Origin of the sequence: Vibrio scophthalmi (genome assembly GCF_040869025.1) — a bacterium.
GTDB classification, from domain to species: Bacteria; Pseudomonadota; Gammaproteobacteria; order Enterobacterales; family Vibrionaceae; genus Vibrio; species Vibrio scophthalmi.
On record NZ_CP134271.1, the window covers coordinates 562032 to 581227 of the forward strand.

General features: G+C 45.8%; 16 protein-coding genes. 4 read left to right on the forward strand and 12 right to left on the reverse strand.

The annotated features are described in order from the left end of the window. The first annotated feature begins 18 nt into the window (after positions 1-18). Positions 19-1884: a 1-deoxy-D-xylulose-5-phosphate synthase gene (gene dxs / locus RJD38_RS02475; RefSeq protein ID WP_009384544.1), complete on the forward strand. Its 1866-nt coding sequence runs from the start codon at positions 19-21 to the stop codon at positions 1882-1884. Positions 1885-1966: 82 nt separating this feature from the next. Here dxs and RJD38_RS02480 read toward each other — a convergent pair whose 3' ends face one another. The 3 genes from RJD38_RS02480 to RJD38_RS02490 all read right to left on the reverse strand — a co-directional run bounded on the left by RJD38_RS02480 (position 1967) and on the right by RJD38_RS02490 (position 6297). Further along, a complete protein-coding gene (locus RJD38_RS02480; RefSeq protein ID WP_005598990.1) occupies positions 1967-4939 on the reverse strand; it encodes a YncE family protein in 2973 nt (990 codons plus the stop codon). 320 nt (positions 4940-5259) lie between these two features. Continuing rightward, positions 5260-5982: a tRNA pseudouridine(65) synthase TruC gene (gene truC, locus RJD38_RS02485; protein ID WP_065430753.1), complete on the reverse strand. Its 723-nt coding sequence runs from the start codon at positions 5980-5982 to the stop codon at positions 5260-5262. Next, a complete protein-coding gene (locus tag RJD38_RS02490; RefSeq protein WP_005598995.1) occupies positions 5983-6297 on the reverse strand; it encodes a YqcC family protein in 315 nt (104 codons plus the stop codon). Between the two features lie 76 nt (positions 6298-6373). On the opposite strand from RJD38_RS02490, the gene RJD38_RS02495 reads away from it, so the two are divergent. Together RJD38_RS02495 and RJD38_RS02500 are read left to right on the forward strand one after the other, a co-directional pair. Further along, on the forward strand, positions 6374-7411 hold the full coding sequence (locus tag RJD38_RS02495) for a DUF3549 family protein (protein WP_005598997.1): 1038 nt from the start codon (positions 6374-6376) through the stop codon (positions 7409-7411). Between the two features lie 14 nt (positions 7412-7425). Then, positions 7426-7725: a DUF3301 domain-containing protein gene (locus RJD38_RS02500; RefSeq protein ID WP_005599000.1), complete on the forward strand. Its 300-nt coding sequence runs from the start codon at positions 7426-7428 to the stop codon at positions 7723-7725. Here the strand turns inward: RJD38_RS02500 and RJD38_RS02505 are convergent. After that, positions 7673-8236, reverse strand: a complete 564-nt coding sequence (locus RJD38_RS02505; protein WP_065430754.1) for a GNAT family N-acetyltransferase — start codon at positions 8234-8236, stop codon at positions 7673-7675. The genes RJD38_RS02500 and RJD38_RS02505 overlap by 53 nt on opposite strands. Before the next feature lie 845 nt (positions 8237-9081). On the opposite strand from RJD38_RS02505, the gene RJD38_RS02510 reads away from it, so the two are divergent. Further along, positions 9082-9363: a hypothetical protein gene (locus RJD38_RS02510; RefSeq protein WP_065430755.1), complete on the forward strand. Its 282-nt coding sequence runs from the start codon at positions 9082-9084 to the stop codon at positions 9361-9363. 129 nt (positions 9364-9492) lie between these two features. Here RJD38_RS02510 and sucD read toward each other — a convergent pair whose 3' ends face one another. The 8 genes from sucD to sdhC all read right to left on the reverse strand — a co-directional run bounded on the left by sucD (position 9493) and on the right by sdhC (position 19121). Further along, complete coding sequence (gene sucD / locus RJD38_RS02515; RefSeq protein ID WP_005599004.1) at positions 9493-10365, reverse strand: succinate--CoA ligase subunit alpha; 873 nt, start codon at positions 10363-10365, stop codon at positions 9493-9495. Further along, positions 10365-11531 (reverse strand): ADP-forming succinate--CoA ligase subunit beta, encoded by a 1167-nt coding sequence (gene sucC / locus RJD38_RS02520; protein ID WP_005599007.1) that lies wholly within the window; start codon positions 11529-11531, stop codon positions 10365-10367. The genes sucD and sucC overlap by 1 nt, the downstream gene beginning before the upstream one ends. 197 nt (positions 11532-11728) lie before the next feature. Continuing rightward, positions 11729-12934, reverse strand: coding sequence for a 2-oxoglutarate dehydrogenase complex dihydrolipoyllysine-residue succinyltransferase (gene odhB / locus RJD38_RS02525; RefSeq protein ID WP_005599009.1), 1206 nt, complete (start codon positions 12932-12934; stop codon positions 11729-11731). A gap of 11 nt (positions 12935-12945) precedes the next feature. Continuing rightward, positions 12946-15801, reverse strand: coding sequence for a 2-oxoglutarate dehydrogenase E1 component (sucA, locus tag RJD38_RS02530; RefSeq protein ID WP_005599010.1), 2856 nt, complete (start codon positions 15799-15801; stop codon positions 12946-12948). A 98-nt stretch (positions 15802-15899) separates the two neighbouring features. Then, entirely contained in the window at positions 15900-16610 is a 711-nt protein-coding gene (locus RJD38_RS02535; RefSeq protein ID WP_005599012.1) for a succinate dehydrogenase iron-sulfur subunit, read from the reverse strand. A gap of 13 nt (positions 16611-16623) precedes the next feature. Then, complete coding sequence (sdhA, locus tag RJD38_RS02540) at positions 16624-18390, reverse strand: succinate dehydrogenase flavoprotein subunit (protein ID WP_005599014.1); 1767 nt, start codon at positions 18388-18390, stop codon at positions 16624-16626. Beyond that, entirely contained in the window at positions 18391-18735 is a 345-nt protein-coding gene (sdhD, locus tag RJD38_RS02545) for a succinate dehydrogenase, hydrophobic membrane anchor protein (RefSeq protein WP_009384561.1), read from the reverse strand. Then, complete coding sequence (gene sdhC, locus RJD38_RS02550; RefSeq protein ID WP_005599018.1) at positions 18729-19121, reverse strand: succinate dehydrogenase cytochrome b556 subunit; 393 nt, start codon at positions 19119-19121, stop codon at positions 18729-18731. The genes sdhD and sdhC overlap by 7 nt, the downstream gene beginning before the upstream one ends. Positions 19122-19196: the final 75 nt, after the last annotated feature.

Below are 19196 nucleotides of genomic sequence, written 5' to 3' on the forward strand. Positions count from 1 at the left end.
CTATAAGCGCGCAATACTATGACTCTTGATATATCAAAGTACCCAACACTGGCACTGGCAAATACGCCTGATGAGCTGCGCAGCCTACCGAAAGATGTGCTGCCCAAGCTATGTGATGAGCTACGCACCTATCTTTTGAACTCTGTGAGCCAGTCGAGTGGTCACTTGGCATCAGGGTTAGGCACGGTTGAATTAACCGTGGCGCTTCACTACGTCTATAAAACCCCGTTTGATCAACTTATTTGGGACGTAGGCCACCAAGCATACCCACACAAAATTCTGACCGGTCGCCGTGAGCAGATGCCAACCATTCGCCAAAAAGGCGGGCTGCACCCGTTCCCATGGCGTGGTGAAAGCGAATACGACACGCTTTCTGTCGGCCACTCATCAACATCGATTAGCGCAGCACTTGGCATGGCAATCAGTGCTCACAAAGAAGCGCAGAATCGTAAAGTTGTTAGTGTCATTGGTGATGGTGCAATTACCGCAGGTATGGCCTTTGAAGCGATGAACCACGCCGGTGACATTCATCCAGATATGTTGGTGATCCTCAACGACAACGAGATGTCGATTTCTGAGAACGTCGGTGCATTGAATAACCACCTTGCACAACTGCTATCGGGTAACTTTTATACCTCAATTCGAGAAGGTGGCAAACGCGTACTTTCAGGAGTACCACCAATCAAAGAGTTGGTACGACGTACAGAAGAACACTTAAAAGGCATGATGATCCCGGGCACTTTATTTGAAGAGCTTGGTTTTAACTATATCGGCCCAGTGGATGGCCATGATGTGATTGAGTTAGTGAAAACACTCAAGAATATGCGTGAACTTAAAGGCCCACAATTTCTGCACATTATGACCAAAAAAGGTAAAGGCTATGAGCCAGCGGAGAAAGATCCGATTGGTTATCATGGCGTACCAAAATTCGATCCAAGCCATTCGAGCTTGCCAAAGAGCACCAGCAGCAAACCGACTTTCTCTAAGATTTTCGGTGACTTCCTGTGTGATATGGCCGCGCAAGATCCTAAGTTGATGGCGATTACGCCAGCAATGCGTGAAGGCTCAGGCATGGTTCGTTTCTCGAAAGAATTTCCACAGCAGTACTTTGACGTTGCGATTGCTGAGCAACATGCCGTAACACTAGCGACAGGTATGGCGATTGCGGGCAACCGCCCGATTGTGGCTATTTACTCAACGTTCTTACAACGCGGTTATGATCAATTGATCCACGACGTAGCGATCATGGACTTGCCTGTGATGTTCGCCATTGACCGTGCGGGCTTGGTTGGCGCTGATGGTCAAACTCACCAAGGTGCGTTTGATATTAGCTTTATGCGCTGCATTCCTAATATGGTGATTATGACACCAAGTGACGAAAATGAGTGTCGTCAAATGCTCTACACCGGTCATATTCACACTGGTCCAAGTGCGGTACGTTACCCACGTGGTAGCGGTATGGGTACCGACATTGAAACTGAGTTTACCGCACTTGAAATAGGTAAAGGTCGTTTGGTTCGTCAAGGTGAAAAAGTAGCGATTCTAAACTTCGGTACTTTCATGCCAAACGCACTTGAAGCAGCCAAAGCACTGAATGCTACGGTCGCAGATATGCGCTTTGCAAAGCCTCTCGATCATGATTTGATTAAACAGCTTGCCGCCGATCACGACGTACTAGTAACGATCGAAGAAAATGCCATTGCTGGCGGTGCTGGCGCAGGTGTGATTGAATACATGATGCACGAGAAGATCCTCAAACCAGTATTGAACCTTGGTTTGCCGGACTACTTTGTGCCGCAAGGTACTCAAGAAGAACTGTACGCAGAACTTGGCTTAGATGCTCAAGGTATTGAACAAGCCATCCGTGACTATTTGGCGAAATAACCAAGCCAAGTGACTCGATTCCTTCGTTAAGCTGCCAAATTCAGAAAGCCCTCTCTCGAGGGCTTTTTTATACTCTATAGAATTAGTTATAGAAATAGCTACTTACGTGAGAACCTAGCAGCCAGTGGTTTCCATTTTGAACACGAACGCGTTCATCTTGTACACATTGGCCCAATTCGGTTTGATAGCCCATACCGTAAAATTCAGCATGATAAGTGCTGCATAATGTCGCTCCTTGACTATCCACAACAGGCTCGCCATGAGACTCAGGCTTATGCAGGGATAACCAATCAAATTGGTTGAGAGGCGAGACAATCTCAGCTTTACTACCATCTGATTTTTGGAAATAAAGCGCATCACCACCGATACAGGTACGGTCACCATTCTCGTCTTGTTTCACATGGCCATAAAGTACGACACTGTCATCACCATCAACAAAATTGAAACGACAAGCATACTCACTGTTGCCCTCCACATTGAAGCGCGCCAAGATTAAACGTTCTTGCTTACTCAATTGATTCAAATCAAAGGTGCTATTATTTTCAAACCATCCTTGCGGCATCGTCGAGAAACTCATGAAGTAAGTATCAACAGTGTTCATGTGCGTATCTGCTCGGTAGGTACGACGCCAATCTTGAATCGGATCATAGCGGTAAGCGGCATTTTCCTCTTTAAAGAAACCGCTGATTTTGTCGTCCATATACGGTAAGTCACCTTTACGAATATGGTAGTTACCTAACGCATGCATAAACGGCTGCCAACCAAACCAACTTGCAGCAAAACTTGAACCATCTGGGAAAAAGGTTTTACCGTCTGAACCATGGCCAAATTCGTGCGGCACGATTTCCCATTCACCGTAATAGTGTGAATAGAATGTCGGAGTAAAGACGCCATACCCCGATAAGCCCCCCAAACCACCATAGTTCACAACGCCCAACTGGATCTTGTCACGTGCAAGCATACCATCGTAGTAGTGTTGGTACTCTTCGGCGGTAAACACATCTTCTTGGCTGTTCGGGCCCGACATATCGTGGCCAAACACCGTATTGAAGTTAAACCACAAATGCTTGAACTCTTCCTGCGACATCATGTAAGCGAAGTTAGTCATAATAACAATCCACTCACGCGCATACAGACCGTTAATCGAGCGCCAGTTCCCCCCCCAGTCCGGCGCGAACACAAGGTTCCAACTTGGTTTTAAACTGGTCAATACCTGAGCAAACTTATCGGTATCAGACGAAAAACGAGTGGTTAGCGCAGCTTTGATATCCAATCCACTATCAACAAACTCACTTAAATCGAACACGCCATCACGATTAGCGCTATTGAATTGATACTGATCGCCAAACGCCGACAAAGGTAAAATGATCTGAGTAAATGCTGGAATACGATCGAAATTACCTAACGTAAACCACTTATTTAATCCGTTGAAACGCATTTCAATATTAATGTCAGTGAGGTCTTGTGCCACATAGCTGGTGATCTTAATCATATCGTGATCAAGCAGCTCTGTTTTTACCAATGAATTCACGCGAACTGAACGAAGGTCTTCATTGATTAACGTGTCGTAGCTTTCATCATTCTGTAAAATTTTACTGACCGACATTGCTGGTATAGAGTCGAAGCTAATTTTACTGGTTTCAACACTCTTGTCCGCGACAAATTGAATCGCCTTATTCTGATGACGAGCAATACTTAAAGCCTCATCATTTGCCAATACCATGTACTGATCAGTAAGGGCGATATCACGATGGTTGCCCACCGAAGTGCCGCTGATTTGCTCGATGGTTTGCGCCGTTTCGCTGAACTGGAAATCATTAGCAATGAAATCATCGACCGCTTGGAAGCGTAACTTCGAGTGCTCACTCACCATTAAGCTATCGTTAAGTAGAGCCATTTTTTGAATCGCGCTACTGACTACCTTAACTGGCTCCAGTGGCGTAGCAACACTGTTTTCAATTTGCGTAATATCATAGATGTAATATTCTCGCCCCATCACATTGGCAATCAAATAATCGCCAATCACATGCATTTGCACTTTGCGGTAGGTATCTTGACCATTCCCAAAGCGCAGTGAAGCATAGCGTCCTAATTGACCATGATTTTCAGGTGTCGCATCTTGCTGACGGTAGACATTGATGCCCATCGCATCAGAAACAAATACGTAGTCTTGGTTTGCCGCCGAAGCTTGCGCATGAACAATGGCATTTTCGCCATTCCATTCACCAGTACCCAAAGACATTACATGGGCATGGTCATTGGTTAAATCGAAGATATCGACGCGGTTTGCAGAGAGTGAAGATACATACAGCTTATCATCATGGACATTCAGCTCGGTAATAACGTTATAAGCATGATGTACCCCGTCTTTTTCATAACCATCAATAGTGCCTAGCAGCGCTTGGCTTGCAAGGTCATAAATACTAACGGTACCTTCACCACCTTTTGAATGAGTCACGTAAAGGCGATTTTGATAAGTATCCACTGCCGTAACTTCAAAGCCATTTTGCTCAAAATCTGTTAATTCGATCTTTTCAGGCTTCGTAATGAAAGCGACTTCTTTATTAAAATCGTTTAATGAGCAAGTATCGGTTTCCATCAATACTCGCTCGACACCAGAGTTCCCAATAAATCCATTCGGGACATATTCTAAAAGACAGCCTTGATCCCAATCGTAATTGCCGAAGGTTTTATTAACGGCGATCATACCGCCTTCGTACCAAGTTAACTCCCAAGATGAATCTAGAAAATCAAATACATTACGGAAGGTCGTTTCATCATAAAAATTAGGGAATGTTGCCTCAAATCGCAGATAGTTGTCTTTGTTCAACTTGTAACGAGAGTCGTTAACGACAAGGTAGCGAACACCATCTTCAACAATAACATTTTCATCGTTCATCGCCAGTTGTCGCAATGCTTCAATACGTTGATTAATTTGCTCGTAGGTATCTTGGTAGACGCTTTGAAAATATGTATTTTCTTGATTAGCGAAACTCGGTACAGAGCCGACAATGCTGGCGCCAATCAAGCAAGAGAGTAATGTTTTTTTCATCATTAGAACTTCCACAACGGATCATTGATAACAAATAGAAATCGAATTTTCTGCATCTCGGCCGAAGATACGCGACTCATTTTGGCGAGGATAAATAGCCAAAATCTCATAGCGTGCGAATTCTATGTTGAAATTATTCACTGGAAGTATTGTTTTTTACCGTTCATACATACTGTTTATGGCATTAGGAATTAACATCTCAAAAATGAAACAAAATATTTCTTAGTCATTACTTTTCAGTGTATAGCTTGCACTGCAACCTATTGAGCAACGCTAAGGGGTAAATAAACAAAAAAAACCCAGCAAAGCTGGGCTAGTCAAAACTACTGCGGGAGTGGCCAGTGAAATTGCTCACTCAAAGAGTGCCACGTGTGATCAAATCCGGCGGATATAGTGAGTTTCTCTTGCGTAAACGGATGAATAAATTCAAGCGATGAGGCATGCAAAAGCAAACGATGCGAATCATAAACATTATTGAACAAGCGATTATGACGACCTTCACCATGGGTCGTGTCTCCGACGATCGGGTGACGCAGATGAGCCATATGGCGACGTAGCTGGTGTTTACGTCCGGTTAGAGGGCTCAATTCCACCATGCTATAACGCGTCGTTGGGAACTTGCCCGTGGAATGAGGTACTTCTACTTTCGCCAAAGGAAGGTAATCGGTGATCGCTTCTTGCGCTTCTTGATCTTGCTTAGCGAATTTATCGGCAATTTTATCCAGATCGACTTTCAAGGCGTAATCAAGACGCCCGCCCTCTTCTATCCAACCGCGTACCACCGCATGATAGGTTTTCTTCATTTCATGGTTAGCAAAGATGGGCATCATTTTCGCAGCAATCTCGCTAGATAAACCAAACACTAAGACACCAGATGTTGGTCGATCTAGTCGATGTAAAGGAAAAACATGCTGCCCAATTTGATCGCGCAAGGTTTGCATAGCAAATTGCGTTTCATGCTTATCGAGCCAACTGCGATGCACCAACATGCCTGCTGGCTTATTAATCGCAATAAAATATTCGTCCTGATAAACGATTTCTAACATCTAAGCGACCTCTTGATCGATACGGCGAATGACCGCAATTAACGCTGAGAATTGCGCCTGCTGCTGCCAGCTCTGTTCAAAATAAGCGGCCATAGAGAATCCTGATGGCAGCGGTTGTTGAGCATTAATCATGGCGCGAATTTTCGGCAAAAACACCCACTGCAACCATTGCTGCGGCTCAAGAGTATCAATCGCAAAAGGCTCTATACTCGCCAATGCTTGTGAGGAGGGCATTTCATGTTGCCAACACCCTAGAGTGCGCATTTGCAGCTCTAGCTCATCTAATAATGCCAGCAAAGGAATATCTTGTTTCATTTATCTTTGTCGAGGACCTTGAAAATAGCGCATAGAGTACCATCTATAAGGGAAAGAAAGTTAGGAAAAGTCTTCCATGGATACGATTCATACTCTAAGTGAACTGTTAAAAAACAGCGGCTGTAATTACCAAATCTTTGATTTGGGACGTCGAATTAAAACCATCTCAAACCAAACCTTTGCCGATATTGAACAGGGTCAGCAACCTTACCCATATCCGTTGCAACGTAAAGCGCACCTTGCGATTGCCTATTGGAACGAAGCGAAGCAACCTTGGATTTGGTTTCTCAAGTTTGAACTCGATGAACGCGGCTTGCTAAAGCAGACAGAAGTCGGCAACTTCATTAAGTATGTATTAGAAGCAATGGGGACACGCTTAAACCAAGAGATGAATGAAGACCAACAGCAAAAATTGGCGAATAATCCTTATACGTTTAAGCCTGCTGAAGAAAAAATGGCGGTGTTTCACAGCCAGATTCGTGCCGAATTAAATCTTCCATGCAGCCAATACTACGAACATGCTCAACACTATTTCTCTGGCGGCCTCGGCTGGGAAAAATGGCAGACTGTCGGTTTGCAAGGCATCACAGATATGTGTGCCCGTTTAGGCCAAGAAGAGAATGGCGTATCGCTCCGTAAAGCACTCAAACACTTACCCAACGAACCGCTCTATGCCACCTTGGGGGCGCTTGAGCATGTCGATATCAAAGAGAAACTGGCTACGCGTATCGCTGAGCTTGCACGCATTGAGATCGACGGTCAGAATCCCGATCTATTTTTGCTATCCGCTTATGCGCGCGCGCTTGCCGGAGCTGACATCACCATTTCTGCACCACTGATTGATGCAATCCTGGCTCATCCACGTTTAAGTCACCAAGAAGTTCTGATCGGCATTGCAGGCCGCTGCTGGCATTTACTCGCCAACGCAACGACTGCTGAACAATTTCTTCTCCGCTTAGCGCAAACGGGTAACCAAGCACTCTTCAATCAGCTTTTTGCAGATTTAGTCATGTTACCTGAGCTGCGTATGGTGCTCTTGCCATTGTTGCATTCTTCGCCTTCACCAGAACTGGCTAATGCGCTATTAAAACTGCAACAAGCTACCAAAGCTTAAGCAAGAGAAGACCTATGATTTCTGATCTATTGGCCATTTTAGCGTTATGCTTCCTCTGTATGCTTTTCTGGCAGCAACGTCGCCAATCTGAATTAGCCAAAATCGCGATTCAACGTAAATGTGAACAGCTAGAACTACAGCTAATCAGCACTGCATTAAAAACGCATAAAGTCAAAACGCCAGACGGAGTCTGGCGTTGGCATAGTATCTATCAATTTGAGTTTTCAGCACTGGGTGATGACTGCTACCAAGGCGAACTCATTATGCAAGGGTTTCGGGTCGCAAAATTTTATCTTCCCCCTCACCGAATGTAGCGTCATCAGCTAGATAATCATCAGAACGAAAGTCATCCGAGATAAATCGGTACTGATTATACGGGCCAAAGTCATCGCATTTTTGGCCTATTAATTCAAAACCTAACTTTTCTAATAAGCGAATTGAGGCTACGTGACCAACCTTTGAGGTAGCGTTAATTTGCGGTAAGCGTAAATCTCTTACCGCTTTGGTAAAAAATGCTCTAAGCGCTTCATAGGCAATACCTTGCCCCCAATACGCTTTATCGAAAATATACCCAAGCTCTGGCTTACTATCGAGATGGCTGATAAAAATATGCCCCACGTAATCACGTGTACGACCATCAAGTACCGCTCGGGCATATAAGGTTTCATCATTGAGGATATTTTGGAATAGCAGTTTAGCGGTAGCAACGGTATGTGGCCCATTCATTTGTGCACGATTTTTTGCACAACAATTTAGGACCAGAAAATCCGACTGTAACGACTCGTTATAAGGCACTAATAACACTCGGCGAGTTACTATAGTCACAACACTTCCTTGCTTAATAAACAATCTTTGTAATAAATACCCTATCCGTAAAGAAAGAGCCTAAGCCGAATTTATTTAGCCGAACCTCTATACCGTACACTTTCATGAAGCTAGGTTGGGTTCTTATTATGATTAGAATTGACGTTGTTAGATTTATTTTTGGTAATAAGAAAAGCCCCGACACGTGAGTATCGGGGCTATAGTCTCACTCGCAGCAATCCAGCCACTATAGATGCTCCATGCATCATCCTTAATAGCTACTGAATCCTTCAGTAATATCCGTTCATCGCTGTCCTAGCGGTGTCCTTTAATTCCTATTAGCTAACCAATCCCCGTTAGCGCACTTCACTTGATCCCTGAGCGGTGTCCCTTGCATCATCCTAATGCTGTCCTTTCTCTATCCTAGAGATGTCCTATGCATTCCGTGCCTACGCTATACCTTTAGCGCAGTGAGATCCTTCTACAGTCCTTGCTCCATGCTAAGTTCATCACTCCGTGCGAACTTAAAACCTTCATCCTGAAGATCACCACATCCTTAGTGGTTCTATTTCTTGCCAAACTCCATTCGACAAGGGTTAATTTACGCGAATCCTAAGCAGAAACAATTGCACCCAATCACACTTACAGAATTCGACACTGAACAACAAACACGCAAAGCCTTATAAGTCATAGGGTTAACTATTTTAATATCCTAACATCTTCATGCAGTCAGTTCTTTTTCCTACAATGCTTGTGAGAGATCTCGCACAGGCGATTTCCTATTTTTCCATTCGCCAATTTCAACGCAAGTTAGTATGATGCCAATAAATTCAACAATGATGTTAGAGCGCTAAAAAGGAAACGCCATGCTTACCAAAGATGTCAGCTTAGAACTTGAGCAAATTATTACGACCTTAATTGCGGAAGGCAAAGAGCCGACCGTCGCATTGGTTAAAGCACGCCTTAAAACATCAGTGCCGATGCCTGCACTCATCAGCACAATAAAAAGTTGGAAGAGCAGCAATCGCGTGCCAAAAATTGAGGTTGCCGCAGAGAAAAAACCAGAATCGGACCGCATCACTCAATTAGAAGCACAAGTACTCGAATTGCAACAACGACTTGCTGCATTAGAAGCGAAGTTAGGTTAAGAAAGGCCTCCCTCTCAATTCTCAATTCTCAATTCTCAATTCTCAATTCTCAATTCTCAATTCTCAACCGTCTTAAAAAAGAAAGGCTCAGCAATGCTGAGCCTTTGTCGTTTGGTTAACCGTTACCTATTACCAACCGGTAATCTCGCGTAGTGCTTTGCCGATATCAGCCAACGACTTCACCGTTTTAACACCCGCTTCTTCAAGCGCAGCAAACTTATCTTCTGCCGTACCTTTACCACCAGAGATGATGGCACCAGCATGGCCCATACGTTTACCCGGAGGCGCTGTCACGCCTGCGATGTATGACACAACGGGTTTAGTGACGTTATCTTTGATAAATGCCGCCGCTTCTTCTTCCGCTGTACCACCGATTTCACCGATCATCACGATCGCTTCAGTTTCAGGGTCTGCTTGGAACAGTTTCAAGATATCGATAAAGTTTGAACCTGGAATTGGGTCACCACCAATCCCCACACACGTCGATTGGCCAAAGCCTTCGTCTGTGGTTTGCTTAACCGCTTCGTAAGTCAAGGTACCCGAACGAGATACGATACCGACTTTACCTTTCTTATGAATGTGACCTGGCATAATGCCGATCTTACATTCGTCTGGCGTGATCACACCCGGACAGTTTGGACCGATCATCACTACACCTGCTTCATCAAGACGTACTTTTACATCCAGCAGATCAAGCGTTGGAATACCTTCTGTGATAGTGACAATCAGCTTAATACCAGCATCGATAGCTTCAAGAATAGCATCTTTACAAAATGGCGCAGGCACATAGATAACCGATGCGGTAGCACCCGTTACTTCAACCGCATCACGCACAGTATTGAATACCGGTAGGCCAAGGTGCATTTGACCACCTTTACCTGGTGACACACCGCCAACCATTTTTGTGCCGTAAGCAATTGCTTGCTCAGAGTGGAAAGTCCCCTGACCACCCGTGAAACCTTGACAAATAACCTTGGTATCTTTGTTAATTAGTACTGACATTATTTGCCCTCCGCTGCCGCTACGACTTTTTCTGCAGCTTCTGATAGAGAATTTGCAGCGATGATGTTTAGGCCACTTTCAGCCAATTTTTGTGAACCAAGTGGTGCATTGTTACCTTCTAGGCGCACAACCACTGGCACTTCAACACCAACTTCTTCAACTGCGCCAATAATGCCTTCGGCAATTAGGTCACAACGAACAATACCGCCAAAGATATTAACGAACACCGCTTTCACATTGCTGTCAGAAAGGATGATCTTAAAGGCTTCTGTTACGCGCTCTTTTGTTGCGCCGCCACCAACATCAAGGAAGTTCGCTGGCTGACCACCGTGCAAGTTAACGATGTCCATCGTTCCCATCGCAAGACCCGCACCATTCACCATACAGCCGATATTGCCATCAAGTGCGACGTAGTTTAGCTCCCACTGAGCCGCATGTGCTTCACGCTCATCTTCTTGCGAAGGATCGTGCATTTCACGCAGTTTTGGCTGACGGTAGAGTGCATTTGAATCAATATTGATTTTACCATCGAGACACAACAAGTTGTCGTCGCCAGTAATCACCAGAGGGTTAATCTCAAGTAACGCAAGATCGTATTGCGCGAACATCTCGCCAAGACCAATGAAAATCTTCACGAATTGCTTAATTTGGTCGCCTTTAAGGCCCAGTTTAAATGCCAGCTCACGGCCTTGATATGCCTGAGGACCAACCAGTGGATCGATAGCCGCTTTGTGAATCAGTTCCGGCGTTTCTTCCGCTACTTTTTCAATTTCCACGCCACCTTCAGTTGAAGCCATGAATACAATACGTTGAGTCGAACGGTCAACAACCGCGCCTAGATAAAGCTCATTAGCAATGCTTGAGGCTTCTTCTACTAGGATTTTCGATACCGGCTGACCATTGGCGTCAGTCTGGTAAGTTACTAGGTTTTTGCCTAGCCACTTTTGCGCAAATTCTTTTACGCCATCTTTCGTATCATGTAATTCAACACCACCCGCTTTACCGCGGCCACCAGCGTGAACCTGACATTTAACGACTTTCTTCTCAGTACTAATACGGCCTGCCGCTTCGAACGCTTCTTGCGGGGTATCACAAGCATAGCCTTCTGGCACAGGCAAACCGAATTCTGCAAACAGCTGTTTGGCTTGGTATTCATGCAAATTCATTTTGATATTCCGTTTATTATTCCCTTAAGGGATTTATAATTTCCATAACGTCACAGTTTGAGCACTGCTTTTACGTCTGTAGGGTCTTCTCAAATCAATCGCAATACGATTCAAATGAAGGCCGGACCGTTGAGCGAGTCTAGCCTCTGCCACTTTATGCGTCGAGCTATCGGCGATAACTCGACGTTTCAGCGATATTAAACGTCTAATAAGAGACGTGCTGGATCTTCAAGTAACTCTTTTATTGTCACAAGGAAACCCACTGACTCACGGCCATCGATTAAACGGTGGTCATAAGACAATGCCAAATACATCATTGGCAAGATTTCAACTTTACCATCCACGGCCATTGGACGATCTTGGATCTTATGCATACCCAAAATAGCCGATTGTGGCGGGTTGATGATTGGCGTCGACATCAGTGAACCAAACACACCACCATTGGTGATGGTGAAGTTACCACCCATCAATTCATCAACCGTTAACTTACCGTCACGGCCTTTGATTGCGAGCTCTTTAATGCCTTTTTCAACATCAGCAAAGCCTAATGTGTCACAGTCTTTAAGGACTGGTGTCACTAGGCCGCGTGGTGTAGATACTGCCATGCTGATATCGAAGTAGTTGTGGTAAACGATATCTTCACCATCGATCGATGCATTCACTTCTGGGTAGCGTTTTAGCGCTTCCGTTACCGCTTTTACATAGAACGACATAAAGCCCAATCGAATACCATGACGTTTTTCGAACTGATCTTTATATTGTGCACGCAAGTCCATGATTGGTTTCATGTTCACTTCGTTAAACGTCGTAAGCATTGCCGTGCTGTTTTTCGCTTCAAGCAGACGGTTTGCAACCGTCTTACGTAGACGAGTCATTGGCACTCGTTTTTGACTACGCGCCGTCGCTGGAGCGGGTGCAATCTCGGCTTGAGTTGCAGGCGCCGCTTTTGCATTAGCAAGGTGAGCATCAACATCTTCACGAGTGATACGACCACCCACACCCGTGCCTTTTACTTGGCTCGCTTCAAGACCATGTTCTGCTAACAAGCGACGAACTGCAGGGCTTAGTGCGTCATTGTTCTCTTCAGTTAGAGAGGCTTTGTGGCGCTTATCTGGTGACGCTTGCGATTCTTCAGTGGTATCGGTTGTTGGCTCACCCGCTACCGCACCCGGTTTGATCTTGGCAATTAACTGCTTCGACAGCACCGTTGCACCTTCAACTTCAATAATGGCTTCAAGTATGCCCGCTTCTGGTGCAGGGACTTCAAGCACAACCTTATCCGTTTCGATATCAACTAAGACGTCATCACGAGCAATGATATCGCCCGGTTGTTTGTGCCAAGTAGCAACGGTTGCGTCAGCGACTGATTCAGGTAAATCTGGAACCAGAATTTCAATTGTCATTTCTATCTTCCTTATACTTCTAGTTCTTTATTCGAGGTTTTAGAATCTGAGGTGTTTGCACCAATAGTCAGAGCATCTTCAACCAACGCTTTTTGTTGTTTCAAGTGAACCGACATATAGCCGACCGCTGGTGATGCTGAAGCCGGACGACCTGCGTATTTTAGGTCAGTTCCTGCCGGGATCGCCGCACGGAAGTTATGTTGGCTACAATACCAAGCACCTTGGTTTTGTGGCTCTTCCTGACACCAAACAAAATCTTCTACGTTGGTATACGCTTCTATCGCCGCTTTCACTTCTTCCAGTGGGAATGGATAAAGCTGCTCAATACGGACAATCGCAACATCTTGCTGTTCATCCTTACGACGCTGTTCAAGTAGATCGAAATAAACCTTACCAGAACAGAACACCACGCGTTTTACTTTGCTCGCATCCATCTGATCAATTTCAGGGATGGCTGGCAAGAAGGTGCCTTCCGATAAATCATCTAAGCTTGAGGTACACAATGGGTGACGCAACAAGGACTTAGGCGACATCACAATCAGAGGACGACGCATTGGGCGTACAACCTGACGACGAATCATGTGATAAACTTGAGCTGGAGTCGAAGGAACGACCACCTGCATATTTTGTTCAGCACACAGTTGTAGATAGCGCTCTAAACGTGCCGATGAGTGTTCAGGACCTTGACCTTCATAGCCGTGTGGTAACAACATAGTAAGGCCGCATAAACGTGCCCATTTCTGTTCACCTGATGAGATAAACTGGTCAATCACCACCTGAGCACCATTGGCGAAATCACCAAACTGCGCTTCCCAAATGGTTAAACCACCTGGTTCGGCTGTCGCATAGCCATATTCAAAAGCCAATACCGCTTCTTCTGACAACACCGAGTCGATTACTTGGAATGGACCTTGTTTATCATGCACGTTAGCCAATGGGATATAGGTGCTTGCATCGGTTTGATTATGCAGTACCGAGTGACGGTGGAAGAAGGTGCCACGGCCGGCATCTTGCCCCGAAATTCGGATACGCTTGCCATCATCAACAAGGGTTGCGTAAGCCAATGTTTCAGCCATGCCCCAGTCAACCGCTTTCTCACCACTCATCATGGCAATACGATCGTTGTAAAGCTTATTTACGCGGCTCTGTAACTTGTGACTTTCTGGAACCTGACATAGGCGATGGCCAAGCTCAACTAGACGCTCTCTGCCATATTGACTATCCCACTGCGTATCCCACTCATGACCAAGGTACGGTGACCAATCGACAGAGTGCAACGCCATCGGACGCCACTCTTTAACTACAACTTCACCGCGGTCTAGCGCATCACGGTACTCGTTGACCATTTGCGTTGCCGTTTCAATGTCATAATCACCGCGTTCGATCAACACGTCAGCGTATAGTTTACGTGGGGTTGGGTGCTTCTTAATTTTTTGGTACATCAACGGCTGAGTCGCATTTGGCTCATCCGCTTCGTTGTGACCATGGCGACGGTAACAAACCAAATCAATCACTACGTCACGCTTAAACTCATTACGGTAATCAAGCGCAATTCGAGTCACGAACGCCACCGCTTCAGGATCATCAGCATTAACGTGGAAGATCGGTGCCTGTACCATTTTCGCAATGTCAGTACAGTACATGGTTGAACGCATATCGCGTGGGTTAGAGGTGGTAAAACCAACTTGGTTGTTGACCACGACTCGTACCGTGCCACCAACTCGATAGCCGCGCGCTTGCGACATATTGAAGGTTTCTGCTACAACACCTTGGCCCGCAATCGCTGAGTCACCGTGAATGGTAATCGGTAATACTGTGCTGCCATCTTTATCACCAAGACGATCTTGACGCGCGCGCACCGAGCCCATAACAACTGGGTTCACGATCTCAAGGTGAGAAGGGTTAAATGCCAGTGCTAAGTGGACATCGCCGCCCGGCGTAGCAAAATCTGCCGAGAAACCTTGGTGATATTTCACATCACCAGTACCCCACGATTCACCATGCTTGCCCGCGAACTCATCAAACAAATCTTGAGGCTTTTTACCCAAAACGTTGACCAGCATATTAAGGCGACCACGGTGAGCCATGCCAATCACAACCTCACGCATGCCACTTTTACCCGCATGACGGATCAGCTCTTTCATCATTGGGATCATGGCATCGCCACCTTCCAATGAGAAACGCTTCGCGCCTGGGAATTTGGCACCTAAGTAACGCTCAAGACCTTCAGCAGCAGTTAGCTCGTCCAAGAAGTCTCGCATTTCCTCAGAAGTAAATTGAGGCTCACCAACCACCGGCTCAAGACGTTGTTGGATCCAACGTTTCTGTTCGGTGTCGATGATGTGCATGTATTCTGCACCGATAGAACCACAGTAGATTTTTTTCAACGCAGCAAGAATATCTTTCAATCGCATGGTCTCTTGACCAATGGCGAACGAACCTACGTTGAAACTTTCTTCTAAGTCGTCTTCGGTGAGATTGTGGAACGAAGGATCTAGTTCAACCACCGGAGGGCGGTTCCATAGACCGAGGGGATCGAGTTCAGCTGCTTCATGGCCGCGGAAACGGTACGCATTGATCAGCTGGAGTACTTTAACTTGTTTAGCATCGACATCGGGGTCACTAACTTGGACATTGTAATGCTTTGTTTCTTGAGCGAGTCGACGGAAGTAATCACGGACACGTGAATGCGGTTGTTCAACTACATCCTGATCAGGCTTAGGCAGCCCATCAAATACACGAATCCACTCCTCACTTACCAGATCGGGATCACTTAGATACAGTTCGTAGAGATCCTCTACATACGTTGCATTGGCGCCAGCCAAGTGTGAAGACTCGAGCCATGCCTTCATCACGCCGTTGTGCATATTTTCCCTTAACCAGTAGTTTTCACGTTTGCTGCGGTCTATCCCGAGCTTGTAATAAGCCGCTGTTCAACAATGAACAGCGGCAATCTTATCTCTATTTACACTGAGCGATTGACCAGCATCGTCTTGATATGGCCAATTGCTTTGGTCGGATTTAATCCCTTAGGACAAACACTTACACAATTCATTATGCCATGGCAACGAAAAACACTAAAAGCGTCGTCGAGATCGGACAATCTCTCATCTGTTGCAGTATCACGACTATCAATTAGCCAACGGTACGCCGCTAATAAGCCAGCTGGGCCAATAAATTTATCCGGATTCCACCAGAAAGATGGGCACGAAGTGGTACAACATGCACACATGATGCACTCATATAAACCATCAAGATGGGCACGCTCATCGGGTGTTTGTAAATTCTCACGCGATGGTGGTAGGGCCCCTTCCGTCTGCAAGAATGGCTTAACTTTCGCGTAGTTATCGTAGAACTGAGTCATATCAACAATCAGGTCACGAACCACAGGTAGGCCAGGCAGCGGACGAATCACTATCTTATCTCCGGCAAGCGCAGATAATGGCGTAATACAAGCAAGACCATTTTTTCCGTTCATATTCAAACCATCGGAACCACACACACCTTCACGACATGAGCGACGGAACGAAATGGTTGGATCTTGTTCTTTGAGTAGAATCAGCGCATCCAAAAGCATCATGTCTGAGCCTTCTTCTACCTCAAGAATGTAGTCTTTCATGTACGGCTTATCGTCAACATCTGGATTGTAACGATACAAAGAGAAGTTCATTTTCATCATCTATCCTCCCTTAGTATGTACGAGCTTTCGGCGGGAAAGCTTCACGATGAACAGGCTCCATATTCACACCACGCTTCGACATTGCTTCTGTCTCAGGGTTGTAAATCGAATGACATAGCCATTGCTCATCATCCCTATCAGGGAAATCAAAGCGAGCATGAGCGCCACGACTTTCCGTACGGAAATTTGCAGCCACCGCAGTCGCGTAAGCCGTTTCCATTAAGTTTTCCAACTCAAGGCACTCGATACGTTGAGTGTTAAATTCTGTCGACTTATCGGCAAGGTGTGCATTTTTCAAACGCTCACGAATTACTTTTAGCTCTTCAAGACCTTTGGCCATTGCATCGCCTTCACGGAATACCGAGAAGTTGTTTTGCATGCACTGCTGTAGGTCTTTACGAATTTGAGCAGGGTCTTCACCGTCGGTACTGTTTTCCCAACGATTGTAACGCTCAAGTGAACGCTCAATATCCGCATCCGTTGCAGGTTTCGCCTCAGCTTGCTTATCCAGCACTTCACCAAGGTGTAGACCCGTCGCGCGACCAAATACCACAAGGTCAAGCAATGAGTTGCCGCCTAAACGGTTAGCGCCGTGTACCGATACAGAAGCAATTTCACCACAAGCAAATAGACCTGGGATTTCAACGTCATTACCGGCATCGTCTTGCTTAATCGCTTGACCAGACACCTGTGTTGGCACGCCGCCCATCATGTAGTGACAAGTTGGTATCACAGGGATTGGTTCTTTCACCGGATCAACGTGGGCGAAGGTACGTGACAACTCACATACGCCAGGCAGACGCGATTCCAATGTTTCTTTACCCAAGTGATCCAGCTTCAGTTTAATGTGTGGACCCCATGGGCCATCACAACCACGACCTTCACGAATTTCAATCATCATTGAGCGAGCAACCACGTCACGACCAGCTAAGTCTTTCGCATTAGGTGCATAACGCTCCATGAAACGTTCGCCATCTTTATTAAGAAGGTAACCACCTTCACCACGACAACCTTCCGTTACTAGTACACCTGCGCCAGCGATACCGGTTGGGTGGAACTGCCACATTTCAATATCTTGCATCGGTACGCCAGCACGAATTGCCATACCAACACCATCACCAGTGTTGATGTGCGCATTAGTGGTTGATGCGTAAATACGCCCAGCACCACCCGTGGCCAGAATCGTTGCTTTCGATTTGAAATAGCACACTTCACCCGTTTCCATGCAAAGTGCTGTACAACCGAGAATGGCGCCGTCTTCATTTTTGACTAAATCTAGCGCATACCATTCTGAAAATACGGTCGTTTTATGTTTGATATTTTGTTGGTACAAAGTATGCAATAACGCATGACCTGTACGGTCAGCCGCCGCAGCGGTTCGAGCGGCTTGTTCACCACCAAAGTTCTTCGACTGACCACCAAACGGACGTTGATAGATTGTACCGTTATCAAAACGAGAAAAAGGTAGGCCCATCTTCTCAAGTTCAATCACCGATTCAGGACCGTTTTTACACATGTATTCGATCGCATCTTGGTCACCGATGTAATCAGAACCTTTGACGGTATCGTACATATGCTGTTCCCAATGGTCTTCGTGCGCATTACCTAACGCAACCGTAATACCACCTTGGGCAGATACCGTATGAGAACGGGTTGGGAAAACTTTAGACAGCAGCGCACATGAAAGGCCCTGCTCAGAGATTTGCAGTGCAGCACGCATGCCCGCACCACCTGCGCCGATTACTACGGCATCGAATTCACGAACTGGAATAGACACTTACGCACCCCACAAAATAAACAGACCAGAGAAGAAGTAACCTAATAGCAACGCAACAACACCAACTTGCAATCCACCACGCAATTTGGTGCATTTGATATAGTCAGTCAGAACTTGCCAGAGGCCTATCCACGCATGGATTAATACGCAAGTAAGCGTCACCATGGTAAAGGCTTTGGTGAAGGTTCCCGCGAAAAACTGGGTCCAAGAAACGTAAGAGATATCGGTGAACGCACAAAAGCTCACCAAATAGATCGTGTATAAGGTCATAAGAATGGCCGTCACACGAATCAATAGGAAATCGTGTACACCATTACGACCGAAGGATGAAACGTGTTTTACCATACCAAAATCCCCGCAAGTAACGACAACACACCAGTCACAGCAAAAGAGACTTTCGCGCTTAACGCGCCAGTGTCGAGTTCTTCAAAATAGCCCATGTCCATCAGTAAATGACGAACACCACCCACGATGTGGTAAGCTAAAGCGGTTAGGATTCCCCACAGAATAAATGTAACGAACCAACCATCAATCAGGTCAGCCGCTTGCATAAATCCTACAGGAGAGGATAGAGATAGAGACAGCAACCACAGCAGGATACCGACTGCTACAAATGTAATCACACCCGCCACACGATGGACGATGGATGCGATAGCAGTGATCGGAAAGTGCATGGTTTGCAAGTCTAGGTTTACTGGTCTTGACTTTCTTTCTTTCACGGGCTTGCTCACTCAGCTCACTAGAGCATTTATAGTTATTAAAGAAATTAAGAGCTGAACCGAACAAAACTTAACATTAAATTAACA